The sequence below is a fragment of the Pseudarthrobacter sp. As-47 genome, from assembly GCF_058215595.1.
The window spans coordinates 3,027,373-3,052,492 of record NZ_CM177088.1; the positions used below are offsets into that span (position 1 = coordinate 3,027,373).

Sequence of the window (25,120 nt, forward strand, 5' to 3'; positions counted from 1 at the left end):
TTGCGGAGGTTTTTGCCCCGGGAACACCAGTGGCCGGCTCCCTTGACGGAGCCGGCCACTCAGGATGCTATTCCCACTCGATGGTTCCCGGCGGCTTGCTGGTGACGTCCAGCACAACCCGGTTCACGCCCTCCACCTCATTGGTGATGCGGTTGGAGATCCGGGCCAGCAGTTCGTACGGGAGCCGTGACCAGTCCGCCGTCATGGCGTCCTCGGAGGAGACCGGACGGAGCACGATCGGGTGGCCGTAGGTCCGGCCGTCGCCCATGACGCCCACGCTGCGGACATCCGCCAGCAGGACGACGGGCATCTGCCAGACTTCGTTGTCCAGGCCGGCTGCGGTGAGCTCGGCGCGGGCGATTGCGTCGGCCTTGCGCAGCAGGTCCAGCCGTTCCTTGGTGACCTCGCCGACGATGCGGATGCCGAGGCCGGGACCGGGGAAGGGCTGGCGGCCAACGATCTCCTGCGGCAATCCGAGCTGGGCTCCGACGGCGCGGACCTCATCCTTGAAGAGTGCACGCAGCGGTTCGACGAGCTCGAACTGCAGGTCCTCGGGGAGGCCGCCCACGTTGTGGTGGCTCTTGATGTTTGCCGCACCTTCGCCGCCGCCCGATTCGACGACGTCCGGGTAGAGGGTGCCCTGGACCAGGAACTTGATCTTCTCGCCGTGGGCTGCAGCCTCGGCGATGATGGCCAGTTCGGCTTCTTCGAAGGCGCGGATGAATTCGCGGCCGATGATCTTGCGCTTGGTTTCGGGATCGGTCACCCCGGCCAGGGCGGACAGGAAGCGTTCCTGTTCGTTGGCGACATACAGCTTCACGCCGGTGGCTGCCACGAAGTCGCGCTCCACCTGTTCGGCTTCGCCCTCGCGCAGCAGGCCGTGGTCCACGAACACACAGGTGAGCTGGTCCCCGACGGCGCGCTGGACAAGCGCGGCAGCAACGGCCGAGTCCACGCCCCCGGAAAGGCCGCAAATGACCCGGGCGTCGCCGACCTGCTTACGGATCCGCTCCACCTGCTCATCAAGGATGTTGCCCGTGGTCCAGTTGGGTTCCAGCTTGGCGCCCTTGAAGAGGAAGTTCTCCAGGACCTGCTGGCCGTAGGCGGAATGCTTCACCTCGGGGTGCCACTGCACCCCGAACAGGCCTTTTTCCTCGTTGGCGAAGGCAGCCACTTCAGCGCCCGCCGTCGTCGCAAGGACCTCGAAGCCCTCCGGCGCCTCGTGGACGGAGTCGCCGTGGCTCATCCAGGTGTTCTGGTGCTGGGGCATGCCCTCCAGCACCGAACGGCCCTCGCCAAGAATGGTGGTTTCCGTGGAGCCGTACTCCCGCAGCCCGGTCTTGTCCACCTTGCCGCCGAGGGCGTTGGCCATCGCCTGGAAGCCGTAGCAGATGCCGAAGACGGGGACGCCGGCTTCGAAGAGGTCGGCACCGACGCGGGGGGCGCCGTCGGCGTAGACACTCGAGGGGCCGCCAGAAAGGATGATGGCGGCGGGGTTCTTGGCCAGGAGCTGCTCGGTTGTGTAGGTATGCGGAACCACTTCCGAATACACATTCGCTTCCCGGACGCGGCGGGCAATAAGCTGCGCGTACTGGGCACCGTAGTCAACAACCAGCACCGGCTTCTGGGAAGTCTGGGATGCAGTGGGAGTAGTCACCGTACTAGCCTACTGGGCGCCGTTGCACCGGCGCATCTTGAGAAGCCGGGCTGTGACGGAGCGAACTGTCAGCGCCCGCATTGCCGCCCGGCTGTCCGTCAGTAGCGCTGGGGCGCCTGGGGGTTCGCCGCGAGCTCGGCCTCCACCTCGGCGTGGAACTTCTTTTCGACGATGAAGGAGAGGAACGGGACCACACCGCCGAGGGCCAGCAGGATCAGCTTGAGGAACGGCCAGCGCATCAGTGCCCAGAGCCGGAAGTTGGACATCAGATACACCACGTACATCCAGCCGTGAACAATGAGGACAGTCACGGACAGGTTGACGCCGTCCAGCACTCCCGGAGGCTCGGCATCTGCGAAGCCGAACCCGAAGGGCTGGCCCGTGACGGCATTGGTTCCCCCTGCGAAGAGGTACTGCCCGAAGCCGTAGCGGGCAACCAGTTCGGCGCACAGCAGCAGCAGCATGCCGCCCGTGAGGTACGCCAGCACCTTGTAGAACTTCAGGGCCGAGCGGATCTGGGCTTCGGTTCCGCCAAAACGGCGCTTCTTGCCGCCCGCGCGAGTGCCTGCGTTTGCGCCTGCGTTTGCGCCTGAATCCATGCCTCGGGCAGAGGCCGGGTTGGCCGGTTTCGGGTCAATCATGGCTGTACCTTTTGCTGGTTGTGTTCTGGATGCTGGTTGTCTTCATCGCCGTCCTCGAGGCTTTCCTCAAGGTCGCGGTGGTAGTCGTCCTTCACGAGCCGCCACCAGATGAACAGGGCGAAGCCGGCGAAAACCACCCACTCGAGCGAGTAGAAGAGGTTGAGCCAGTTGATCTGCTGGGCGGGCGGCTGCGGACCGATATCCAAGGGAAGAAGTTCGCCCTGGACCGCGGCGGCGCTGACGTCCACGCCGTTGGCTACTTCGGCGGTGGCGGCCACGAACCCGGGATAGCTGCTGACCTCCCAGTAGTTGATCAGCTCTGCCACGGACACAGCCGTCGCCTCGCCTGGTTTGGGCGCCGTCCCCGGGACGGGCGCCTCGGACGGCAGCAGCCGCCCGGTCAGTTCAAGGGTGCCCGACGGCGGCGCGGGGGCATCGCCGGGCTCCGCCACCCAGCCGCGGGCCACCGGGATCCAGGTCTGCGGTGAGGCTGCGGCGCCGGTCAGGGCGGGTGCCCCGTCGACGGCGAACGCGGACACCACCCAGTAGCCTGTCTTGCCGTCATGCAGCCGCCCCGGGACCAGCAACTGTTTGGCGGGGTCGTAGGATCCCTCCGCCGAGACCATCTGGTCCGCGTCGGTTCCGTGGAAGAACTCGCCCGGCTGGAGGGTGTCGGTCAGCGGCCGGACCTGCTCGGTGGCCGGGTTCGTGGGCACCTCAGGCTGGGTGGAGCGCCCGAACTGCCATTGGCTCAGCAGCACGAAGACCCCGGAAACAGCGATCGCGAAGACAAAACCGGCGATCCATCGGGGCTTAAGGGCTGTTTTCCACACGTCTTAACCGTACTTCGTAGCGCTGTAGAACAACTAAACGCGAGGCCAGGCCCGGGATCCTGCCTGTTCGCCGGACGGGTCCCGCGGTCCGGTCAGTGATCGAAGAACACCAGGCTGGAGTTGATGAGTTCGGCGATCATGTCGGGATCGTAGGCCCGGCGCAGCGACTCCCGGAACGATTCCTTGGACAGGGACCGGGCCAGCGTGGCCAGGACCTCGAGGTGGTCGGAGAAGGAACTCGCCGGGGTGGCAATCAGCAGGATTACCGTGGCGGGACCGTCGGCTGCACCGAAATCGAGGGCGTGCCCGTATTTGGTGATTCCGACTGCGATGGAGGTGCGGGAGACGAACTCGCTGCGGGCGTGCGGCAGGCCGATGCCGCCCGGCAGTCCCGTGGCCAGCTGGTGTTCCCGGGCGTTCACATGCTTGAGGAACCCGTCCAGGTCCGAGATGCGCCCGGCGGCGTTCAGCCGCTTGGCAAGCTGCGTGGCAGCGTCGGCCTTGTCCTTAGCCTCCAACTCCAAAATCACCATGTCGGGCGTGGTGAGCTCGGCGTCGTACCGGTCAAGTGGTTCCGCCAAAGCGTATCCCTTCAGTCAGCGTTGCTGGTGCGTGAATCCCTCAGCGCAGGGGCACGATGTCTTCCACGCCCAGGCGGGCGGCGTCTGCGGATTCGTCGTCCGGCTGTTGCTGGCTGAGGCGTTCAGCCTCCACCCGCGCAATGTAGTGCCGCACTTCGTTTTCACGCTGGGCGTCACTCCAGCCAAGGACGTCACCCATTAGTTTAGCGACAACAGGCACGGCGGACACTCCGCGGTCCCAGGCTTCGATGGAAATCCGTGTCCTTCGGGTCAGCACATCATGGACGTGGCGGGCGCCCTCATGGGTAGCTGCATAGACGGCCTCGGCCTGGAGGTAGTCGTCGGCACCCGGAAGGGGCTCCGCGAGGGCCGGATTCTCCTCGATGATGGACAGCACCTCTGAGGTCATGGATCCGTAGCGGTTCAGCAGGTGCTCAATCCGGGCAACATGCACGCCGGATTCCTCGGCAGTCCGGTTCCGGCGGTTCCAGGCTGCCCTGAATCCGCTGGCGCCCAGCAGCGGAATGGTTTCCGTGCAGCTGGGCGGAACCCGCTCGTCCATGGTGCGGGTGGCCTCGTCCACGGCGTCCTTGGCCATGACCCGGTAGGTGGTCCACTTCCCGCCGGCCACCACCACCAGGCCGGGAACGGGATGGGCCACCACATGTTCACGGGACAGCTTGGCGGTGGAGTCGTTTTCCCCGGCGAGCAGCGGACGGAGGCCGGCGTACACGCCCTCTACGTCCTCGCGGGTCAGCGGACGCTTGAGGACCTTGTTGACGTGTTCCAGGATGTAGTCGATGTCCTTGCTGGAGGCGGCCGGGTGGGCCTTGTCCAGGTTCCAGTCGGTGTCCGTGGTGCCGATGATCCAGTGGCGGCCCCACGGGATGACGAACAGCACGGACTTTTCGGTGCGCAGGATCAGGCCGACGGTGGACTGGAACCGGTCGCGCGGTACCACCAGGTGGATGCCCTTGGAGGCACGGACCTTCAGCTGGCCGCGATCGGTCACCATGGCCTGGGTTTCGTCCGTCCACACCCCGGTGGCGTTGATGACCTGCTTGGCGCGGATGTTGAACTGCGTCCCGTCCTCGTGGTTGACCACCTTGGCCCCCACCACCCGCTCACCTTCGCGGAGGAAGTCCACCACCTTCATCTGGTTGACGGCGTGGGCACCGTAGTAGGCGGCGGTCCGCACCAGGTTGGCGCAGTACTTCGCGTCATCCACCTGGCCGTCGTAGTACCGGATGGAGCCCACGAACGCGTCATTCTTGAGGCTGGGGGCAGCGCGCAGGGTGCCCCGGCGGCTGAGGTGCTTGTGGAACGGGACTCCCCTGCTGTGCCCGCTGGAGACGGACATGGCGTCATACAGTGCGATGCCGGCACCCACGTAGGGCCGCTCGATGAAGGGCTTGGTCAGCGGATACAGGAAGGGGACGGGCCGGGCCAGGTGCGGCGCCAGTTCCGAGAGCAGCAGCCCCCGTTCCTGCAGCGCCTCCTTCACGAGGCCGAAATCGAGCATCTCCAGGTACCGGAGGCCGCCGTGGATGAGCTTCGAGGACCGGGAGGACGTACCGGCAGCCCAGTCGTTCGCTTCAACGATGCCGACGCTGAGGCCGCGGGTTACGGCGTCCAGGGCTGCCCCGGTGCCAACGATACCGCCGCCGACGATGAGGATGTCCAGTTCCTGGCCGGGGTCCGCCGTGGCGCGCAGCCGTTGGATGGATGCTTCCCTGGCTTCCGGGCCAAGGGCCCCGCCGTTAACAGGAAATTTCTTCATTGAACGCCTCCAGTGCCTCAAGTGCCGGTAGTAAAACCACCCTACTTGCTTGCGGCACGCTTGGGCAGGAGGGCAGTGGCAGGATGCTGCCGCTGCCCTCCGGTTCCCAGGGGGAGCGTCAGTTTCCGGAGTACGGGGAAACCACGACGTCGACCCGCTGGAATTCCTTCAGGTCCGAGTATCCGGTGGTCGCCATGGAGCGGCGCAGCGCGCCAATGAGGTTGGAGGTTCCGTTGGTGTGGTGGCCCGGTCCGAACAGCACTTCCTCCAGCGGCCCCACGGTGCCCACGTTGGCGCGGTCGCCGCGGGGAAGTTCGAGGTGGTGGGCTTCCTGGCCCCAGTGCCATCCCTTGCCCGGTGCCTCTTCGGCCCGCGCCAGGGCGCTGCCCAGCATCACGGCGTCGGCTCCCATGGCAATGGCCTTGACGATGTCGCCCGAGGTGCCCATGCCGCCGTCGGCAATGACATGGACGTACCGGCCGCCGGACTCGTCCATGTAGTCGCGGCGGGCGGCAGCGACGTCGGAGATGGCGGATGCCATGGGCGAATGGATGCCCAGGGCCCGGCGGGTGGTGGTGGTGGCGCCGCCGCCGAAGCCCACAAGCACGCCGGCGGCACCGGTGCGCATGAGGTGCAGCGCGGGCGTGTAGCCGGCCGCGCCGCCCACGATCACGGGAACATCCAGCTCGTAGATGAACTGCTTGAGGTTCAGGGGCTCGTGGTCCTTGGAGACATGCTCGGCGGAGACGGTGGTGCCGCGGATGACGAAGATGTCGACGCCGGCCGCCACCACGGTCTTGTAGTGCTCCTGGGTGCGCTGCGGCGTCAGGGATCCCGCCACCGTCACGCCGGCCTCGCGGATCTCCGCCAGGCGGGACGTAATCAGTTCAGGCTGGATGGGCGCCTTGTACAGCTCCTGCATGCGGCCTGTCACGGCCGGGCTGTTGGTTTCATCCTCCAGCGCGCCGATCTCGTCCAGGATGGGCTGCGGGTCCTCGTACCGGGTCCACAGGCCCTCGAGGTCCAGCACGCCGAGGCCGCCGAGCCGGCCCAGGGCAATGGCAGTCTGCGGGGACATGGCAGAGTCCATGGGCGCCGCAATGACGGGCATGTCGAACTTGTAGGCGTCAATCTGCCAGGAGACGGAGACGTCCTTGGGGTCGCGGGTGCGACGGTTAGGGACGATTGCAATGTCATCCAGGGAGTAGGCACGACGCCCACGCTTGCCACGGCCGATCTCGATCTCGTAAGTCACTGCACTAGGTTATCCCAGCGGCCGTGATGTCCTTGTCTGTGCGGACGGGCCGGGAACGCAGGCTACGGCCCGCACGCACCAACCGGAGCCCGGGTGGCTACAGTTGCCCTATGGGTTCACGGTGGGTATTCGACGGCCACATTGCCGGCATAGGCACGGCTTCCGGCCTTCGCGCCGTGGTGGGCATCTGGCAGGAGTCGCCCTTCGGGCCCTTTGCGGACGTGATGGTCCAGCAGCCCTCCGGCCACCGGCAGCTCCTGGCCCCCAGCCGTGAGGTGGCGGAGTTCATCGCCGCCACCTACACGTTCGACGACGTCACGGAGGTGGACCTGTCGGCGCGGCTGGGCCACGGAACGCTGGAGGTCGACGCCGGTCCCCTGGCCATCAGCGCCCGACTCGGCGGGCGGGCCCTCCTGGGCAGGATGCTGCGGGCAGTCCCCCGCCGCCTTGCCGTCCACCCCGGCTGGCTGCGGGCCATCAGTCCGGTCGCCGGGATCCTGAGCAGCGGCTCCCGGACCTCCGGCACCGCGGGCAGCGGCCGGCGGGAGTATTACGGGGTGAGCGACCTGCACACCATCACCTCCGCCGTCGTGAGCTGGAACGGGGTTGATGCCGGAGCCCTGGCGGCGGTCCGCCCCGCTGTGACGTTCGGGTTCAGCAGCGTCCCGCCGCGGCCGGGCATTGCGCGGGTGCGTACGACGGTAGCGGAGTCCTAGGCTCCTCCTCCTGCCTCCGGGCTTGCTCCCGTGAGCTGGGATTCGAACATCCTGAAGTAGCGCCCGCGAAGCGCGACGAGTTCCTTGTGCGTCCCCTGCTCCACGATCCTGCCGTCCTCCAGCATGAAGACGGTGTCCGCCTTCTCGATGGTGGCGAGCCGGTGGCTGATGGCGATGATGGTGCTGCTCCGGTCAGCGAAGAGGCGGGTGAAGATCCGGTGCTCGGCCAGCGCGTCGATAGCCGAGGTTGGCTCGTCCATCACCATGAACGAGGCGTCCCGGTAGAAGTTCCGGGCCATAGCCAGACGCTGCCACTGCCCGCCCGAGAGCCCGCTGCCCTTCCGCCCGCGCGGGTCCTCCATCCAGTTGCTGACATGGTTGTCCAGGCCGTTGGGGAGTTTGTTGATAAAGTCCAGCGCCTCCGCGTCCGCGGCAGCCTTGCGGATGCGGGCGTCGTCGCGGGGCGCGTCGACGTCCCCGAAGTAGATGTTCTCCGCGGCCGTGGCGAACTCGTACTTGAGGAATTCCTGGCTCAGCACCGCGAGGTGCCGGTGCCACGAGGTGACGTCGACGGCGGCAAGGTCGACGCCGTCGAGCAGTACCTGTCCCGAGTCCGGCCGGTACAGCCCCGCCAGGATCCTGATCAGCGTGGACTTGCCGGCGCCGTTCTCCCCCACGATGGCGATGTGCTGGCCCTCGCGGATGGTCAGGCTGATCCCGCGGATCACCTCGATGTCGCTGCCCGTGTAGGTGAAGCGGATGTCCTTCAGCTCGACGGTCTTCGGTGCCTGCAGCAGCGGCGGGGCGTGCTCCGAATGCACGGGCATGGCCATGAACAGCTCGTAGTCCTTGAGGTTGGCCAGGTCCTCGTCGATGGAACTGAGGGAGGACACCAGGTTGTTCGCCGTGGACAGCGCCCTGCTAACAATCTGCTGCACGTAGAGGAACTGGCCCACGGGCTGCGCGCGGGCGATGATCTGCCCCACCACCCAGACCAGGGACACCACTTCAGCGCCGTACTGGAGCGCAGCGGCGGCGAGCTGCTTGGGGATGTACCGCTTCTGAAAGTCCAGCCGCCGGCGCTCGTCCGCGTCCCGCAGCCGGGACCTGAAATCCATCAGGTAGCCCACAATCCCGTAAAGCCGCATCTCGGCGATGTGCTGCGGCCGAAGGAGGTTGGTCTCGATCATGCGGCGCTGGCGGCGTGAGTCCACCTGGGTGTTCCAGTGGGCGATCTGCTCCCGCGAAAGTTTGAACTGCAGGTAGACGCTGGGGACGATGGCGACAAGGACGATCACGGCGATCCACCAGCTCACCAGCAGCAAGGCGCCGACGGCGAGAATTACCGAGACGAGCTGGGTGAAGATGGCGGCGATCCGGTCAAGCACCCGGGCGTAGGAGTCGGAGAACCGCTTTGCGCGGTCGTAGAGGTCAACGGTTTCTTTGTCGTCGTACCGCCAGGATTCCAGTGCCAGGAACCGCTCGTACATCTGGTCCCCCACGATGGCCCCCACCTTGAAGCTCATCAGCTGCTGGATGTAGCGGTCAACGCTGCTGAACGCGCCCCAGAAAAGCCCCAGGGCGGCGGTGATGATGACGTAGGCGATCGCCCGCCGGCCGGCCTCGGCGTCACCGGCATAGGCGGCGGCCAGCGCCGTGGTGGTCAGGGCGGCGAAGTAGGTGGTGACCAGCGGAAGCACGGCTGAGATCAGCGACCCGAGCACCTTCATGACCACGGCGCCCGGCGAAGCCCGGAAACTGACCCGCAGCACCTGGGCTACCGCCCGGGCATACGGACGAAGGGCCAGCCGCCGTGGCGGCTGGCCCTTCGCAGGGGTGTTCACCCGTTCAGGAGGCGTTGTCAGCGGGAACCGTAGTTCGGCGCTTCGACGGTCATCTGGATATCGTGCGGGTGCGATTCCTTCAGGCCGGCCGGGGTGATCCGGACGAACTTGCCCCGGGCCTTCAGCTCGGCCACGGTGGGCGCGCCGGTGTAGAACATGGTCTGGCGCAGGCCGCCCACCAGCTGGTAGGCCACCGACGACAGCGGACCGCGGTAGGCCACACGGCCCTCGATGCCCTCGGGGATGAGCTTGTCATCGCCGGAGACGTCGGCCTGGAAGTAGCGGTCCTTCGAGTAGGACGTGTTCTTGCCGCGGGACTGCATGGCGCCGAGGGAGCCCATGCCGCGGTAGGACTTGAACTGCTTGCCGTTGACGAAGATCAGTTCGCCCGGCGATTCGTCGCAGCCGGCCAGCAGGGAGCCGAGCATCACGGTGTCGGCACCGGCCACGAGGGCCTTGCCGATGTCGCCTGAGTACTGCAGCCCGCCGTCGGCGATCAGCGGCACGCCGGCAGGAATGGCAGCCTTGGCGGATTCGTAGATGGCGGTGATCTGCGGGACGCCCACACCGGCCACCACGCGGGTGGTGCAGATGGATCCGGGTCCCACGCCCACCTTGATGCCGTCGGCGCCGGCGTCGATCAGGGCCTGGGCGCCTTCACGGGTGGCGGCCTGGCCGCCGATGACGTCCACGTGTGCCGCCACGGGATCGGATTTGAGGCGGCGGATCATGTCCAGCACACCCTGGGAGTGGCCGTTGGCGGTGTCCACGAAGAGGGCATCGACGCCGGCGTCGACCAGTGCCATGGCGCGCTCCCAGCCGTCCCCGAAGAAGCCGATGGCTGCGCCCACGCGGAGGCGGCCTTCGTCGTCCTTGGTGGCCAGCGGGTACTGCTCGGCCTTGGTGAAGTCCTTGGTGGTGATCAGGCCCTTGAGCCGGCCCTGCTCATCCACCAGGGGAAGCTTCTCGATCTTGTTGGTGGCCAGCTTGTGCGAGGCTTCCTCGCGGCTGATCCCCACGTGTCCGGTGACCAGGGGCATCTTGGTCATCACGTCGCTGACCAGCCGCAGCGGGAAGTCGGACTCGGGGACGAAGCGGGTGTCGCGGTTGGTGACGATGCCGAGCAGGCGCATGTCCTCGTCCACCACGGGCAGGCCGGAGACGCGGTACTGCGAGCAGATCTCATCCAGCTCAGCAAGCGTGGCCTGCGGGCCGATGGTCAGCGGGTTGGTGATCATCCCTGACTCGCTGCGCTTTACCCGGTCCACCTGGTCCGCCTGGTCCTGGATGGACAGGTTGCGGTGGATGACTCCCAAGCCGCCCTGGCGTGCCATGGCGATGGCCATCCGGGACTCCGTGACGGTGTCCATGGCGGCGGACAGCAGCGGCGTGTGAACCGAAATCCGCTTGGAAATCCGCGACGACGTGTCAGCCTCGGACGGGATGACCTCGGTGTGCCCGGGCAGGAGCAGGACGTCGTCGTAGGTCAGGCCAATAAAGCCAAAGGGGTTGTGTTCGGGCTCGGTCATGAGTGCGCCTCTTACCTTGGTTGCTGGACGGGTAGGGGTTGCAGCCGATGACCAGCCCGTCATTACGGGACTGGCCTGTGCAGGAAATGTTCCAGGACCGCCGCGGCAGGCGGGGCCCCGGAGGCCGGAAAGTATTGAGTAAATATTAGAACCTCAGCGCCGATCCCCCTATTCCACGCGTGCAATGTGAGCAACTGCACGCTCCCCGCCCGCACCCCCGCTGCTGCTCGTGACTGCGTTTAGTTCCAGCCCGTGGCGGCCAGCAGCCGCTGCTCGAACATGGGGATCATGCTTTCCACGTAGGTCCGCGTGAGGTGGTTGTCGTCCTTGTAGACGTAGACGTTCCCCACCACCCCGGGACAGATGCCCCGCGCGCAGATGAAGTCGCTGAGATCCATGAGGTGCAGTCCGCCCAGTTTGCCCCGGTAGCTTTCCAGCGGGGACGGTTCAACCAAAGACTCCGCCAGGGACACACTGCACTCCGGCGCGTCCGGGCCGTTGCGCTGGATGCATTCCGGCATGTTGAACGTAAAGCGCGGGTTGTCCCGGATGCCGATGACCTCGATCCCGGCCTCCGCGAACGGCCGGACCCCTTCCAGGTAACCCGGCACTTCGGTCTCGAACGGGGCCTCCTCATGCGTCAGCGACGCCACCGTGAACACTGCGTCCGGCTGGTGTTCCAGGACGTAGGCGGCGCTCGCCTGGTTGTAGGCGTTGCACTCCGTATTCCGTTCTGCGGACTCCGCCCCGAAGCGGCACGCAGGCATCAGCAGCGTCACCAGTTCCCAGCCTCGCGCGGCGGCAATCGGCGCCAGCGCCCCCAGGTACTGCTGGGAGTGCGAGTCGCCCAGGACCACGATGCGCTTGGTTACCTCGCCATCAGGAACCTCCTGCCGGCACCCTTCGAGGATGGGATTGCTGGTGGCGTTGGCACCGGTGCAGGGCGCGTGGATTCCGGCCCAGTCGTTGTCCAGCGCGGAAGGGCCGGGGATGAACCTGGCCTCCGGGGCGGGCACGGCGGCGTTCTCCGGGTTGAGCGCGGCGGCCCCTGGCGTGAGCTCCCGCGGCTGGGCCGCCGTCGCGCTTTCCTCTGCGGTGAGCGTGGTCTGCCAAATGGCGACGGGTCCGGCCAACAGCGCGCCACAGGCAGCAATAACGACGGCGGTGCGCCAGGCCCGGCGCTGCGGCCAGTGCCACTCGCGCAGCGGCTTTTCAACGAAGCGCGTGGTGAGGACGGCGAGCACGATGGAGGCGCCCACGATGCCCAGGCCCTGGGCCAGGTTGGGTGCCTCCACGCCGGTGGCGGCAAGCGCCAGCACCAGGACCGGCCAGTGCCAGAGGTACAGGGCATAGGAATTGTCTCCCAGCGCCACCAAAGGCTTGCTGCTGAGGACCCTGTCCACGCCGAAACGGCTGCCGGATTGTCCCGCGACGATGATGGCGGCGGCCGCCAGGGTGGGCCAGAGCGCCACGAAGCCGGGGAACGAGCGGTCCACCGTGAGCAGCAGGCCGCAGGAGACCATGGCCGCCAGGCCTGCCCAGCCCAGGACCACCCGGAGCGCCCGGGCCGGTTTGAGGTAGGGCAGGGCCAGCGCCAGGAGCGAGCCCAGCGCGAACTCCCAGAGCCGGGTCCGGGTGTCGAAGTAGGCGTACGCCTGGTTGCCGGCGGTCTGCTCCACGGAGTAGGCGAGGGACACGGCGAAGACTGTGCCGAAGACCAGGGCCAGCAGCCCGCGGTAGGTGACCCGGGTGAGCGCGCGGATCCGGTGCAGCAGCACCAGCAGTCCGGCGGTGCCGGCGAAGATGAGGGGCCAGAGGATGAACACCTGTCCCTGGATGGACAGCGACCAGAAGTGCTGGAGCGGGCTGGCCCCGGCGTGGTCCTGGGCATAGTAGTCAACGGCGGTGTCCGCGAGCAGCCAGTTCTGGCTGTAGAGCAGGGACGCCCAGGCCTGGTCCAGCACCTGCGGCCAGCGGCTCTGGGGCAGGATCAGCCACGTTCCGGCGAGGACTCCCAGGATGACCACGACGGCGGCGGGCAGCAGCCGCTTGAACAGGTGCAGCCAGTGCCCAAGCAGCCCGAACGGCCGCCCTGCCTCGGCTTTCCGGACGAAGGACAGGGTCAGCAGGAACGCGGAGATGAGCAGGAAGATGTCCACTCCCCCGGACACCCGGCCCAGCCAGACGTGGTAGGCCACCACCATCAGCACGGCGAGCGCACGGAGCCCCTGGACCTCCGGCCGGAAGGTTGGCTTCCGGCTTTTGGCGGCTGCTTCGGGCACCGGGCGGGAAGCAGCCGCGGTTCTCGCTATCGACACAAAAGACCTTCCTGCGGCGGACAAAACATCAATTCTACCGAGGCATGGCGAATTTTCCGGGAAAGGTAACAGGCATCACGGCCCGGCACGGGCGGCGAAGCCGGCGCAGCTCAGGCGGCAGCCACCCCGGATCCGTGAGCGGCGGGGGCCGGAATCCTGGCCGCCAGGTACCGTGCGTCGCGGCCGAGGCCCGGAAGGGTGTCCGATACCTCCGCGTACAGGAACCGCTGCCCCAGGAAGAACAGCCCTGGCGAATCCAGAGCCACACCGCGCCACTGCCGGGGCATTGCGCCGCCGTCGAGCAACGCCGGATCGATCGAGCTGAAGTCCTCACGGAATCCGGTGCACCACACCACATTGGCGACTTCAAGGCGCGTTCCGTCGGCCAGTACGGGCATCCCGTCGGCCACCCCGGTGACCCTCGGCACGACGTGCACGCCGGCGGCCGCGAGGTCCCTCGTCTTCGTCCTGATCAGCGGTTCGGCGTGCGCTTTCATCGCCGGCGCCACTTTGCGGCCAATCGGTGAACCAAGCGTCAACACGTGTAGCCCAAGGAAGCGCACCACCGGGAACGCGTACCGCGCCGCAGCTTTGCCGTGCTTCACCGGGATCTCGCCCGTGGGCTTGCCGGCCACCAGCGCCGGCCGGGTCCTGGAAACTTCGAGGCCGATCTCCGCCCCCGAGTTCCCCAGCCCCACAACCAGGACCGGACCTTCCCGGAGCTGCTGCGGGTTCCGGTACTGGCTGGAATGCACTTGCTTGATGGAAGGGGCCAGTTCAGCTGCAAAGCCGGGCACCTCGGGTGTCTGTGTGGAGCCTGTGGCCACCACCACGTTGCGCGCTTCCCACCGGCGGCCCCCGGCGGTGGCCGCGTAGTGGTCCCCCTCCCGCCAAAGGCGCTCCACGCGGATGCCGTGGATCACCGGAAGGTCAAATTCCGCGGCATACCCTTCGAGATAGTCCGCTACCTCATCCTTGGTGGGGAAGGACAGCCGGTCGGCCGGGAACGGTGCGCCGGGCAGTCCGTCGTACTTGGCGGGAGTGAACACCCGGAGCGAATCCCACCGCTGCCGCCAGGAATCGCCGGACCTTTGGCTGGCGTCGAGAATCAGGAACTTCCGTTTCTGGCCCTTCATGAAATAGCCCAGGGCTAGGGCATGTCTCCTAAAGCTGTTAGCCAGATGCTAATTGCTCGGAGGACTGCTCCGCCGCGATACGTGAGAGCGAGTTTGTCGTAGCGGGTTGCCAGGGCTCGCCACTGTTTGAAGGTGTTGAAATTGCGTTCGACGACGTTGCGGCCTTTGTAGTCCTCTTTGTCGAAGGCGGGCGGTCGACCTCCAGTGGATCCTCGCCGTTTCCGGTGGCCGATCTGGTCAGATGGTTGCGGAATGACGGCGACGATGCCGCGGTCGCGAAGGTGGCTCCGGATAGCTCTGGAGGAGTAGGCCTTGTCACCGCGGATCCGGTCCGGGCGGGTACGTGGCCTGCCCGGACCGGCGCGATTGATCTTCAACTGGTTCATCAGGTGGGCGAACATCGGAGCATCACCGCCCTGCCCCGGCGTGACCAGCAGAACCAGTGGCCTTCCTTTGCCATCAACCAGGGCGTGGATCTTGGTACTCAGCCCGCCACGGGACCGGCCAATCGCATGATCGTCCGGCTCAGCAAACAGATTCATGTAATTCGAGCCGGCCCCCTGTGGTTCGGGGAAGGTTGGTGCCGTGCTGGTGGGCACGGTTCACCGTCGAGTCGACCGAGACCGACCAGTCCACTTCACCCTGAGAGTCCGCGACTGTCAGAAGTGCAGCCAGGATGCTGTCCCAGGTTCCGTCACCGCTGTAGCGGCGATGGCGCTTCCAGATGGTCTGCCACGGACCGAACTCGCCAGGCACGTCCCGCCACGCGATCCCGCACCGATACCGGTAAATGATGCCCTCGATCACCCGGCGGTCATCCCGAAAAGGACGACCCCGACGACCATCAGAGGACGGCAGTAACGGCTGAATGCGGGCCCACTGCCCATCGGTCAAAACAGAAGTACGAGACACTCATCAAGCATCCCGGCTAAACCACCAGGATTTAGGAGACACGCCCTAGGAGACTGCTGAAATATCCGCTGGTTTAGGCGCGTCGGCTGGACTGGTGAGGCTGGTGGTTAAGACTGGTCTTATGCAGGGACGCGAGGACGCGCAACGCGGGTATTTGGATGTGGAGGCGCTGGCCGGAGAGTTGTTGGCTCCGGGCAGTGTCTTCGCTTTTCTGGCCAAGCATCGGGGGCGGTTGTTTCCGGATTCGATGATGGAGGACCTGTTCCCGTCGCGGCGGGGCCGGCCGTCAGTTCCCGCTTCGGTGATCGGTTCGGTGCTGGTGCTGCAGGCGTTGCAGGGCCTCTCTGACCGGGAAACAGCCGAGGCGTTGACGTACGATCTGCGCTGGAAAGCCGCGTGCGGGTACGGACTGACCGATACGGCATTCCATCCGAGCACGCTGACGTACTGGCGCCGGCGGCTGGCGGCATCGAAGAACCCGCACCGGATCATGAAGGCCATCGCCGAGGTCGTTGCGGAAACCGGAGTCCTGGCGGGCAAGCGCCGGCGGGCGGTTGATTCAACAGTGTTGGATGACGCGGTCGCGAGGCAGGACACGATCACGCAGCTGATCGCAGCGGTGCGCCGCTTCGGCCGTGACATCCCCGGCGGCCAGGACCTGCTGGCCACCCACGCGAAGGGGTATGACTACACGCGCACCGGTAAGCCGGACATCGCCTGGGACGACCAGGATGCCAGGGACGGGCTGGTCTCGGCGCTGGTCACCGATGCGCTGGCGCTGCTGGCCGCGGTCGATCCCGAGACCTTGGAGGGCAGGGGGGCCGATGCGTACGCGCTGCTTGCACTGGTCGCCGGGCAGGACGTGGAACCGGCCGAGGACTCGGACGGGACCGACGGGCGGTGGCGGATCGCCCGGAAGGTCGCACCGGACCGGATGATCTCCACCGTGGACCCGGACACCCGGCACGCGCATAAGACCAGGTCCCGGCAGCAGGACGGATTCAAAGCCCACATTGTCATCGAGCCCGATACCGGGCTGATCACCGCCGCGGAGCTGACCAAGGCCTCCGGACCGGAGAACAGCGACGGGGCCGTCGGCGCCCGGCTGATCGGCATGGAGCCCACGATCGCCGGGACCAGCGTGGACGTCCTGGCAGACTCGGCCTACGGTTCCGGGGAAATGCTCGCCGCTCTCGCCCGCACCGGCCATACCCCGGTGATCAAACCCTGGCCGCTGCGCCCGGCCGTCGAAGGCGGGTTCACCCTCGATGACTTCACCGTCGATGAAGCAGCAGGCACCGCGACCTGCCCGAACGGGCTTACGCGCAGGATCACCGCTAAGCGGCGGGTCACCTTCGGCGCCGCCTGCAGCAGCTGCCCGCTCCGGGCCCGGTGCACCGGCTCCCCACGCGGGCGCAAACTCGAACTGCACGAGCACGACGCCCTGCAGCGCGAACACCGGAAACGCGCCACGGACCCGGACTTCCAGCACGACTACCGCACCCACCGGCCCATGGTCGAACGGTCCATCGCCTGGCTCACCCGCGGCAACCGCCGCGTTCGGCACCGCGGCACAAACCAGAACAATGCCTGGCTGCAACTGAGGATTGCCGGGCTGAACCTGCGACGCCTCCTCGCGCTCGGACTTACCAGCGAAAAAGGATCCTGGGCCATCGCTTGAACGCGGGCACCACCTCAGGGCCTCCCGCCAGCGAAAACCGGACCCGCCACCCGGCGAACAACCCTCAAAAGCCCAGAAACAGGACCCGATGCTTCAATCACAGAACCCGAGACCACAAAAGGAAGGGCTGGCCCCGACACGTGAACGCCCCGGACCAGCCCCATAAAGCACTTAGTTCAGCAGTCTCCTAGTCCGGCCTGCCCGCCGCCAATGATGACGGTGTCCAGCATCCCGGCCGGATTGCTGTTGTTCATGGCCGCGCTCCTTTTATAGCAAGTGAATTCTTCAGGCTGAACCCTCCCGCCGGGCTGCCGGCTGACGCACCTTCTGCTGTGGTTCTCGCCGGTGCGGTGCCGGCTGCGGGTTCGTGTCCCGTTTCCCTGTAGCGCAGCCACCCTGCCAGCATCAGGGCGGATGCCAGGACGTAGGCCAGGTGGAGGACCCAGATGGGACCGGCAGGAAGATTGAAGACGTAAATCGAGTGCACCGCGTTGGCCAGGTTGCTCAGCACCAGGTTGCCCAGGCTGTACGACGCAAGGTCCTTGGTGCGTGCAGCCTTCACAAGCATCGGGAACATACCGGCGGCGAAGAGCACTGTCGACACGGTTCCGGCGAGCACTGGAAGGTTCATGGTGTGAGGCTACGGGTGCAGCCTTCCCCTTCGCGTCGGCCAAATTATGTAACCGGTTGCGGACGGGTCGTGGGTATTTCGGCCTATCCGGCCAGCCCGTGCTCATAGGCGTAGCTGGTGGCGGCCGCCCTGGAGGACAGGCCCAGCTTGAGGAAGATATTGCTGATGTGGCGGGCCACGGTCTTTTCACTGAGGTAGAGTTCCGCGGCTATGGCGCGGTTTCCTCTTCCTGACGCCACCAGCCGGAGCACTTCATTTTCCCTCGGGGTCAACGGTCCGGCGGTGCCCGCCCCTTCGCCGGCGCCTGCCCTCATCAGGGAGGCTGCCCAGGCGGCGGCGGGCGCTGCCCCCAGCTCCAGGAATTCCGCGTGGGCCGATTCGAAGTCCATCAGCGCCGAAGGCTCATCTCCGAGGTCGCGGCACGCACGCCCGATCAGCGCCCGGCAGCGGCCTGCCTCGTACGGAACACCCAGCTTTTGCCACAGCCTCCACGCCTGCCGCAGGGATTGCGAGGCGCCGGCGGCATCACCGTCGGCCAGCCGGACCGCCCCGTCAGCCTGGCCGGCGACTGCTAGGAGCATGGGTTTGGGGTACTGCCCGGCAACGGTTTCCAGCTCGTCAGCACCCCGCCGCGCCGCCCCGGGATCACCCGCGGCCAGCTCGATTTCGACCAGCGCCGGCAGCAAATGGCAGCGAGTAGCCGCATCCGCAACTTCCGCCGCCCTGCGGATCATCGACTGCGCCTGCCGCGCCTCTCCTCGGGCCAGCAGGAGGAGTGCCAGGCCTGGCTGCGGTTCCCACCCGCTCCGGGCAGCCTGCCGGTAGCATTCCTCCGCAGCGTCCAGTTTCCCGGCGAGGCGCTCCACTTCGCCCTGCTGGTAGAAGCCACCAAAAAGTGCCTGGGGATCACCCCGTGCGGCAAGTCCCTGGGCCGCGGCAGCTGCCGTGAGCGCTTCTGCCCAGGCCCCGTGCAGCCGGAAGAGCTCGGCCCGGTGGGACTGGCACTGGCCGCTGAACGCCACCATATCGGGCCGGTCCCTGCACCAGCGGTCCAGCGCCACCGTCCACTGAAGTGCCCTCTCCAGGTCAAAGGCCAGATGGCAATTGCCGATCACCGCACAATAGATGATTCCCGAAGGGACCGGGGACAGCTCCCCCGCGGTGACGGCCACCATGGCTTCATCGAACATCCCCAGGCCCTCCTCCGCGCGTCCCAGCATCAGCGTTGCCTGTCCGGTTCCCAGAAGGGCCAGCGCCGCCAGGTCCCTGTCCTGGAACTTCCGCGCGACGGAGCCCGCTTCGGTGAACAGCTGCAGCGCACCTGCGGCGTCACCGCCGTAGAGTTTGCCCAGCGCGGCGGGAAACAGCAGCAGACCCGCCACCGGACCCGGTTCATCAAGCTCATCCACCAACGTCCTACCCCGGGCAAACCAGCCCGCGCTGCGGGCGGTTTCGCCAAGGTTCAGCAGGTGCATGCCCAGCCACACCGCGCACCGCATCGCGCCCGTGATGTCGCCCACCATCAGGTATTCCTCGTGCGCGCGGGTGAGGGTTTCCAGTCCTGCAGCGGTGTTGCCGGTCAGGATTTCGGCCGTTGCCAGCCGCTCAAGGTCGGCCGCGGGGAGTCCGCCGCGCCTGTCCGCGTCGGCGTAACTCCTGGACGCGTCAGTCCAGCGATGTTCCCGGAACGCGGACCGCCCTTCGTCAATGCCCGTTTCAGTTGACACTCCGGCCTCCTCGGACACCCCCGTCCAGGCGTCCTGATAAGGCCGCGCGCTGGACGCTGAGGTACTTAAGCGTCACGGTACGCCCGCAGCCGAACCGGCACAACTGCTAGCGAAGCAGCCCGCGCAGCGTCTGTATAGTGTCCGCTTCCGCGGCCGTCTTGTCCTCGCGGTACCGCTTGACGCGGGCGAACCGGAGCGCAATTCCGCCGGGATAGCGCGTGGACTGCTGCACACCGTCGATGGCGATCTCCACCACGGTGACGGGCTCCATCCAGACCGTGCCGGCCGTACGCCGGACCTCAAGTTCCTGGAACCTCTCCGTCTGCCAGCGCAGCAGCGCATCGGTGAGGCCCTTGAAGGTTTTGCCCACCATGACATAGCCGCCGGGTTTACCGAACTCGCCGGACGGGTCGAGGGCTCCGAGATGCAGGTTGGAAAGCAGCCCTGTGCGGCGGCCCGACCCCCACTCGCAGGCAAGGACCACGAGATCGTAGGTAAGCACCGGCTTGACCTTGATCCAGTTGGAACCGCGCCTGCCGGCGGCGTAGGCCGATCCCACCGCTTTCACCACGACGCCCTCGTGGCCTGCGGCGAGCGCATCGCGTGAGACCCTTTCGGCAACATCCGGGTCCGCAGTGATCTCCCCCGGGATCCGGTGCTCCGGGGCGATGCGCTCCAGCACGCCGATGCGTGTGGACAGCGGTTCGTCGAGGAGGTCGCGCCCGTCGATGTGGAGCACGTCGAAGAACCAGGGATGCAGCACCGTGGTCCGTGCCGCGTCCGCCCCGAACCGGGACATGGTCTCCTGGAACGGCCGGGGGCCGCCGTCCTCGTCGAGGGCAAGGGTCTCGCCGTCCAGGATCACGTCGCGCACCGGCAGCGCGCGCACCACCTCGACCACCTCAGGCAGCCGGTGGGTCACGTCGGCCAGGGTGCGTGTGTAGATGCCCACGTCGTCGCCGGAGCGGTGCACCTGGATGCGGGCGCCGTCGAGCTTGTATTCCACGGATGCCTCGCCCGTCGCCTCAAGCGCGGCGCCGGCGCTGGCCGCGGTGGAGGCAAGCATCGGCTGGACGGGCCGGCCCACGACGAGGCCGACGGCGTCGAGCTGGGCTGCCGTGCCCGTGAGGGCCAGCAGGGCGGTTTCGCCGAGGTCGCCGGAGAGCATCGCTGCGCGGCGTACGGAGTCGACAGTCCGGTCCGAGGCCCGGGCAACGGCATCCGTCAGAACCCCCTCAAGCGCACCGGTGCGCAGTTCCCCGAGCATGACGCCGGCGATGAAGGCCTGCTCGCGTTCGGTGGCTGCAGCCGTGAGCGTCCGGAGGGTCGCGGCGCGCTCCGCCGCAGACCCGGCGCCGCCGGTGGCAAGGAGCCGGTCCAAAGCCGCGTCCAGGTCGGCCACGCTTAGGCGGGGGTCCGCGGCGGGCTCCCCCATGGCCGCGGACATGCCGCGCCAGCCCACCCCCACCCGGCCCTGGCGCGGCTTGGCGGTGAGCAGGCCGACGGCGGTGGCGACCTCCCCGGGCTCCAGCCGGCGCAACAGGTCCGCCAGGGCGTCCACCTTCGCGAGCCGGGAGCGTGTGGATGCGACCTTATCCGTAGTTTTCACAAGCTCGTCGAGCAGCATGGCATCAGTCTGCCACGCCCGCCTGCCCGGGCAGCGCCGGAGTGCTGGACAGCGTGGGAGCGCTGTCCCAGACTGGACGGGTGGGAATCATCGTCGCGAACCTGTTCCTGACCCTCGACGGCGTCTACCAGGGGCCCGGCGGCCGCGAGGAGGACACCGAAGGCGGTTTTACCTTGGGCGGCTGGCAGTTACCGGTGTCCGATGCCGAAGCCGAGGCAGCCATCGAGGCAGGGATCGGCCACATCGATGCCCTGCTTCTCGGCCGGAAGACCTACGACATCTTCGCGGCCTACTGGCCGCACCAGTCCGATGACATTGGCGGCACGCTCAACCGGGTGCCCAAGTTCGTCGTCTCCAGCACCCTGACTGATCCGGCCTGGGAGGGAACGACGGTCCTCCCGGACGCCGCCGCCGCGGGCCGGCTCCGCGACGAGTACAACCAGGTGCACATGTTCGGCAGCGGCGTCCTCATCCGGTCACTCCTTCAGGCAGATGTTTTGGACCGCCTCCACCTGTGGCTCTATCCGGTCACGCTCGGGCAGGGCAAGCGGCTTTTCGACGCCGGGACCGTTCCCGCCACGTTCCGCCTCGCCGAGCCGGCCCGCACCTTTCCAAAGGGCTCGGTGTCCCTGGTCTACGAGCGCGCCGGCGAAGTCCGGACGCAGGACATGCCGGGAGCGTAGTCTCCAAGGCACAAAAAACCGGCCCAGCCGAAGCTGGACCGGTTTATTGTGCGACGGCTCTGGGCGCGTGGCCGAAGAGCGGACGCTAGTGGCTGTGGCCTGCGTGCTCGTCCTCTTCGGCCGGCTTCTCCACCACCAGGGTCTCGGTGGTGAGAACCAGGGCAGCGATGGAGGCCGCGTTGCGGAGGGCCGCACGGGTGACCTTGACGGGGTCGATGACACCGGCAGCGATCAGGTCCTCATACTCGCCCGACTTGGCGTTGAAACCGCTGTTGGTTTCCAGGTCGGCGACCTTGGAGGTCACAACGTAGCCGTCAAAGCCCGCGTTCTGGGCGATCCAGCGCAGCGGCTGCACCAGTGCGCGGCGGACGATGCCCACGGCAGCGGCGGCGTCGCCTTCGAGTGCCTTGACGGCGGGGTCCTCATCCAGTGCCTTCAGGGCGTGGATCAGGGCGGAACCGCCGCCGGCAACGATGCCCTCTTCAAGGGCAGCGCGGGTGGAGGACACAGCGTCCTCGATGCGGTGCTTCTTTTCCTTCAGCTCAACCTCGGTGGCGGCGCCAACCTTGATGACACCGATGCCGCCGGCCAGCTTGGCCAGGCGCTCCTGGAGCTTTTCACGGTCCCAGTCGGAGTCGGTGCGGGTCAGCTCGGCGCGGAGCTGGGCTACGCGTGCTGCCACGTCTTCGGCCGAACCTGCGCCGTCAACGATGGTGGTGTTGTCCTTGGTGACCGTGATGCGGCGGGCGGTACCCAGCACCTCAAGGCCAACGGTGTCCAGGCTCAGGCCCAGTTCCGGGGAAACAACCTGTGCACCGGTGAGGGTGGCGATGTCCTGCAGCATGGCCTTGCGGCGGTCGCCGAAGCCCGGAGCCTTGACGGCAACAACGTTCAGGGTGCCGCGGATGCGGTTGACGATCAGCGTGGACAGGGCCTCGCCGTCAACGTCTTCGGCGATGATGAAGAGTGGCTTGGAGCTCTGCAGCGCCTTCTCCAGCAGCGGCAGGAAGTCCTGAATGCTGGAGATCTTGCCCTGGTTGATCAGGATAAGGGCGTCCTCAAGGACTGCTTCCTGGCGTTCCGCGTCGGTGACGAAGTACGGGGACAGGTAGCCCTTGTCGAACTGCATGCCCTCGGTCAGGACCAGTTCGGTCTGCGTGGTGGAGGATTCCTCGATGGTGATCACACCATCCTTGCCAACCTTGCCGAAGGCCTCGGCCAGGAGTTCGCCAACCTCGTCGCTCTGGGCGGAGATCGCTGCAACGTTGGCCACCTGGGTGCCTTCAACGGGGCGGGCGTTCTCGAGCAGGCGGGCGGCGACGGCTTCAACGGAAACCTCGATGCCGCGCTTGATCTGGCCGGGGGCGGCGCCTGCCGCTACGTTGCGCAGGCCTTCCTTGACCAGTGCCTGTGCCAGGACGGTTGCCGTGGTGGTGCCGTCACCGGCAACATCGTTGGTCTTGGTGGCCACTTCCTTGGCCAGCTGCGCGCCAAGGTTCTCGTAGGGGTCGTCCAGTTCCACTTCGCGGGCGATGGTGACGCCGTCGTTCGTGATGGTGGGAGCGCCCCACTTCTTGTCCAGGACGACGTTGCGGCCGCGGGGGCCGAGCGTCACCTTGACGGTGTTGGCGAGCTTATCGATGCCGGCTTCAAGAGACCGGCGGGCAGCGTCGTTAAACGCAAGCTGCTTTGCCATGGTTTTGTCCTTTCAAGACAGAACCCCGCACAGCTGACCAGCAGAACGCATGACCAGCGGCACGGGGATCCGGAGAGTTACTTTACGACGATCGCCAGGACGTCGCGGGCGGAGAGCACGAGGTACTCGGTGCCGCCGGTCTTGACTTCGGTTCCGCCGTACTTGGAGTAGATGACGACGTCGCCAACGGCTACGTCGACGGGAACGCGGTTGCCGTCTTCGAAGCGGCCGGGGCCTACTGCAACAACTTCGCCTTCCTGCGGCTTCTCCTGCGCGGAGTCCGGGATCACCAGGCCGGAAGCCGTGGTCTGCTCGGCTTCGAGCGGGCGGACAACAATACGATCCTCAAGAGGCTTAATAGAGACCGACACTCGGACCTCTCCTTCTTCGTCAGCAAATTCGTGGACTGGAAAGCTTCCCACCGTGGCTGGCAAACCGTCGTCGCGGGTGCCGGCAGCAGCCTGGCTGGCAGCTCTTCATGTATTAGCACCCTCCTAGGGAGAGTGCTAATACAGACTGTATGCAAGGGTTAGCACTCGGTCAAGGCGAGTGCCAGAGTTTCGTCATGGGCGGAACACGGGGACGTGTAGATTTGCCGGGTGCGAGCCGCTGTTTACCTGACTCTTGCCACCCTCTTCTGGGCGGGCAACTTTGTTGTGGGCCAGGCTGCCATGCAGACCATGCAGCCGCTCCAGCTGACATTCTGGCGCTGGGCCCTGGCCGCTGTGCCGCTGCTGGTCCTGGCGCAGCTGGTGGAAAAACCGGACTGGCGCGCCGTCCTGCGCCACTGGCCGGTGCTCCTGCTCCTGAGCTGCCTGGGCATGAGCGCCTACACCCTGCTGCTGTACAGCGCGCTGGGGCACACCTCGGCCCTGAACGCTTCCCTGGTGACTGCTGCGAACCCTGCCCTGATCATGGTCCTGGCAGTGCTCCTCCTCCGGGACAGGCCGCGCCCGCTGGGCTGGGCAGGGATCGCGCTGGGCCTCTGCGGAGTGCTGCTGGTGCTCACCGGAGGCGATCTGCAGCGGCTGCTGACCTTCTCGATCAATGCCGGCGAGCTGCTGATCGTCGCGGCCATCACCGTGTGGGGCTTCTACACGATCACAGCCCGCAGGCTCTCCGTCCCGGCGATCACGTCCACCGCGGTGCAGGTGGCCATGGCGGCTGTCGTCCTGGTTCCCTTTGCGGTGGGCACAGGGGCCGGGCTGCCGGCTACAGCCTCCGAGGGCTGGTCGCTGGCCTACATCGTCCTCTTCCCGTCGCTGGGTTCCTACCTGCTGTGGAACCTGGCGCTCAAACGCACCACCGCCGCGAATGCCGGGAACTACCTCAACCTCATCGCCGTGTTTACCGCCATCATCACGGTTGTCCTGGGCCAGCCCGTCACGATCCCCCAGGTCTTTGGCGGCATCCTGGTTATCTCAGGGGTCCTGCTCACCAGCACCGGCGGCACAGCACCTCAGCGGCCCAGGTCCTCGAAATCGACGTCCTCCCCGCCGTCGCCCTCTTCGGCCGAGTTCCGCCCGCGGTAAAGCAGCACCGCGGCAGCCGCGGCCGTCATGAGCGATACAACCAGGATGAAGATGCTGCCCGCGCGGGCTCCGGCGTACAGCCCGCGGATGTCCTGGGCCTCCTGGGTGTCATCCTGGATGCTGTTGCCACCTACCGAATAGACGGTGGCGTTGAAGGCATCCAGGAAGAAGATGATGACCAGCAGCGCGATGCACACCACGGCAACCACGGCGCTGGCGATCAGTGCCGGGCGGGCGAACCGCGCCAGGCCCCCGGGGTGGTGCTGGCGGGACTGCGGGGAACCTGCACTGTCTTTCATGGCTTCAACACTATCGGCCCGCCGGCATGCTGCTCCTCCACT

At 66.8% G+C, this 25,120-nt stretch carries 21 protein-coding genes; 4 read left to right on the forward strand and 17 right to left on the reverse strand.

From position 1 onward, the window contains the following. Positions 1-67 precede the first annotated feature (67 nt). From guaA to AC4BCK_RS13995, 6 genes are all read right to left on the reverse strand, one after another. Complete coding sequence (gene guaA, locus AC4BCK_RS13970) at positions 68-1,657, reverse strand: glutamine-hydrolyzing GMP synthase (RefSeq protein ID WP_251421014.1); 1,590 nt, start codon at positions 1,655-1,657, stop codon at positions 68-70. A gap of 98 nt (positions 1,658-1,755) precedes the next feature. Next, positions 1,756-2,256 carry a DUF3817 domain-containing protein gene (locus AC4BCK_RS13975; protein ID WP_174176589.1) on the reverse strand — a complete coding sequence of 167 codons (501 nt, stop codon included), beginning with the start codon at positions 2,254-2,256 and terminating at the stop codon, positions 1,756-1,758. A gap of 38 nt (positions 2,257-2,294) precedes the next feature. Then, the gene (locus AC4BCK_RS13980; protein ID WP_174176546.1) at positions 2,295-3,131 is read right to left on the reverse strand and encodes an SURF1 family protein; all 837 of its coding nucleotides are present in this window, start codon (positions 3,129-3,131) and stop codon (positions 2,295-2,297) included. A 92-nt stretch (positions 3,132-3,223) separates the two neighbouring features. Further along, positions 3,224-3,712: a PTS sugar transporter subunit IIA gene (locus tag AC4BCK_RS13985; RefSeq protein WP_364270646.1), complete on the reverse strand. Its 489-nt coding sequence runs from the start codon at positions 3,710-3,712 to the stop codon at positions 3,224-3,226. Between the two features lie 40 nt (positions 3,713-3,752). After that, positions 3,753-5,492, reverse strand: a complete 1,740-nt coding sequence (locus AC4BCK_RS13990) for a glycerol-3-phosphate dehydrogenase/oxidase (protein WP_174176547.1) — start codon at positions 5,490-5,492, stop codon at positions 3,753-3,755. Between the two features lie 118 nt (positions 5,493-5,610). Beyond that, positions 5,611-6,747: a GuaB3 family IMP dehydrogenase-related protein gene (locus AC4BCK_RS13995; protein WP_066277663.1), complete on the reverse strand. Its 1,137-nt coding sequence runs from the start codon at positions 6,745-6,747 to the stop codon at positions 5,611-5,613. A 110-nt stretch (positions 6,748-6,857) separates the two neighbouring features. Between AC4BCK_RS13995 and AC4BCK_RS14000 the strand changes: the two genes are divergently transcribed. After that, complete coding sequence (locus tag AC4BCK_RS14000) at positions 6,858-7,463, forward strand: hypothetical protein (protein WP_363959859.1); 606 nt, start codon at positions 6,858-6,860, stop codon at positions 7,461-7,463. Here the strand turns inward: AC4BCK_RS14000 and AC4BCK_RS14005 are convergent. The 5 genes from AC4BCK_RS14005 to AC4BCK_RS14025 all read right to left on the reverse strand — a co-directional run bounded on the left by AC4BCK_RS14005 (position 7,460) and on the right by AC4BCK_RS14025 (position 15,202). After that, positions 7,460-9,307 (reverse strand): ABC transporter ATP-binding protein, encoded by a 1,848-nt coding sequence (locus AC4BCK_RS14005; RefSeq protein ID WP_490566030.1) that lies wholly within the window; start codon positions 9,305-9,307, stop codon positions 7,460-7,462. The genes AC4BCK_RS14000 and AC4BCK_RS14005 overlap by 4 nt on opposite strands. A gap of 17 nt (positions 9,308-9,324) precedes the next feature. Next, on the reverse strand, positions 9,325-10,836 hold the full coding sequence (gene guaB / locus AC4BCK_RS14010; RefSeq protein WP_066277678.1) for an IMP dehydrogenase: 1,512 nt from the start codon (positions 10,834-10,836) through the stop codon (positions 9,325-9,327). A gap of 239 nt (positions 10,837-11,075) precedes the next feature. After that, entirely contained in the window at positions 11,076-13,154 is a 2,079-nt protein-coding gene (locus AC4BCK_RS14015) for an acyltransferase family protein (protein WP_490566031.1), read from the reverse strand. Between the two features lie 110 nt (positions 13,155-13,264). Further along, entirely contained in the window at positions 13,265-14,290 is a 1,026-nt protein-coding gene (locus AC4BCK_RS14020) for a flavin-containing monooxygenase (protein WP_490566032.1), read from the reverse strand. Positions 14,291-14,304: 14 nt separating this feature from the next. Beyond that, a protein-coding gene (locus tag AC4BCK_RS14025) for an IS5 family transposase (RefSeq protein ID WP_400591571.1) occupies positions 14,305-15,202 on the reverse strand; the annotation gives its coding sequence in 2 pieces (ribosomal slippage) (positions 14,305-14,850 and positions 14,852-15,202; 897 coding nt in all). 121 nt (positions 15,203-15,323) lie between these two features. Here AC4BCK_RS14025 and AC4BCK_RS14030 point away from each other — a divergent pair. Further along, complete coding sequence (locus AC4BCK_RS14030) at positions 15,324-16,883, forward strand: IS1182 family transposase (protein WP_490566009.1); 1,560 nt, start codon at positions 15,324-15,326, stop codon at positions 16,881-16,883. A gap of 250 nt (positions 16,884-17,133) precedes the next feature. Here AC4BCK_RS14030 and AC4BCK_RS14035 read toward each other — a convergent pair whose 3' ends face one another. From AC4BCK_RS14035 to AC4BCK_RS14045, 3 genes are all read right to left on the reverse strand, one after another. Further along, the gene (locus AC4BCK_RS14035) at positions 17,134-17,514 is read right to left on the reverse strand and encodes a hypothetical protein (protein WP_436054921.1); all 381 of its coding nucleotides are present in this window, start codon (positions 17,512-17,514) and stop codon (positions 17,134-17,136) included. An 83-nt stretch (positions 17,515-17,597) separates the two neighbouring features. Next, on the reverse strand, positions 17,598-19,241 hold the full coding sequence (locus AC4BCK_RS14040; protein ID WP_490566033.1) for a LuxR C-terminal-related transcriptional regulator: 1,644 nt from the start codon (positions 19,239-19,241) through the stop codon (positions 17,598-17,600). Positions 19,242-19,347: 106 nt separating this feature from the next. Then, positions 19,348-20,868: an ATP-dependent DNA ligase gene (locus tag AC4BCK_RS14045; RefSeq protein WP_490566034.1), complete on the reverse strand. Its 1,521-nt coding sequence runs from the start codon at positions 20,866-20,868 to the stop codon at positions 19,348-19,350. An 80-nt stretch (positions 20,869-20,948) separates the two neighbouring features. Here AC4BCK_RS14045 and AC4BCK_RS14050 point away from each other — a divergent pair, with 80 nt between their 5' ends. After that, positions 20,949-21,551 (forward strand): dihydrofolate reductase family protein, encoded by a 603-nt coding sequence (locus AC4BCK_RS14050; RefSeq protein ID WP_436054918.1) that lies wholly within the window; start codon positions 20,949-20,951, stop codon positions 21,549-21,551. An 85-nt stretch (positions 21,552-21,636) separates the two neighbouring features. On the opposite strand, the gene groL is transcribed toward AC4BCK_RS14050, so the two are convergent. Further along, positions 21,637-23,247, reverse strand: a complete 1,611-nt coding sequence (gene groL / locus AC4BCK_RS14055; protein ID WP_251420995.1) for a chaperonin GroEL — start codon at positions 23,245-23,247, stop codon at positions 21,637-21,639. Positions 23,248-23,324: 77 nt separating this feature from the next. Next, positions 23,325-23,618, reverse strand: a complete 294-nt coding sequence (gene groES / locus AC4BCK_RS14060) for a co-chaperone GroES (protein ID WP_003805290.1) — start codon at positions 23,616-23,618, stop codon at positions 23,325-23,327. 228 nt (positions 23,619-23,846) lie between these two features. Between groES and AC4BCK_RS14065 the strand changes: the two genes are divergently transcribed. After that, on the forward strand, positions 23,847-24,779 hold the full coding sequence (locus tag AC4BCK_RS14065) for a DMT family transporter (protein ID WP_490566035.1): 933 nt from the start codon (positions 23,847-23,849) through the stop codon (positions 24,777-24,779). On the opposite strand, the gene AC4BCK_RS14070 is transcribed toward AC4BCK_RS14065, so the two are convergent. After that, entirely contained in the window at positions 24,707-25,078 is a 372-nt protein-coding gene (locus tag AC4BCK_RS14070; RefSeq protein ID WP_364406300.1) for a hypothetical protein, read from the reverse strand. The genes AC4BCK_RS14065 and AC4BCK_RS14070 overlap by 73 nt on opposite strands. Positions 25,079-25,120: the final 42 nt, after the last annotated feature.